Raw genomic sequence first — 529 nt, 5'->3', positions numbered from 1 at the left:
GTGGTAGGCGGAGCCACGGCCGTCGTGGCGATCGCCGCGACGCGCGAAACCGTCCGCCTGATCGCGCTCGCCGATCGCGTACCGGTTGGCCGGACGGCTCTGTCCTATGCGGATCCCGGAACGGCGGTCGGCGCGACAATCGCGCTGATGTGCGGCGTGTTCGCGCTGCGCGTGGCGATCAAGGGCAATGCCGCTTTCGCTGCAGCCGGGCCGCGACGCATCCGGGGAAAGCGGGCGATCCACGGCGAGACCGACTGGATGGGAATGGAGGCGGCCGGCAGGCTGTTTTCCGAAGCCGGCGGCATCGTCATCGGCGAGCGCTACCGCGTCGATCGTGATCATGTGGCGGGCCTCGCCTTCCGCGCCGACAGTCGCGACACGTGGGGTGCCGGCGGCCGCTCGCCGCTGCTCTGCTTCGACGGCTCATTCGGCTCCTCCCACGGCATCGTCTTTGCCGGCTCCGGTGGTTTCAAGACAACATCGGTGACAATTCCGTCGGCCCTCAAATGGGGCGGCGGGCTGGTTGTGC

The 529-nt window shown here is 69.2% G+C and carries 1 protein-coding gene; it reads left to right on the top strand.

The window, feature by feature from the left end:
- The coding region (locus EOA27_RS39555) for a type IV secretory system conjugative DNA transfer family protein (protein ID WP_189562444.1) at positions 1 to 529 on the top strand (529 nt) is incomplete at both ends.

It is taken from the genome of Mesorhizobium sp. M2A.F.Ca.ET.037.01.1.1 (assembly GCF_003998075.1).
Classification (GTDB): domain Bacteria; phylum Pseudomonadota; class Alphaproteobacteria; order Rhizobiales; family Rhizobiaceae; genus Mesorhizobium.
The sequence above is the reverse complement of the archived record's forward strand: the minus strand, read 5'-3'. Positions and strand labels throughout refer to the sequence as shown.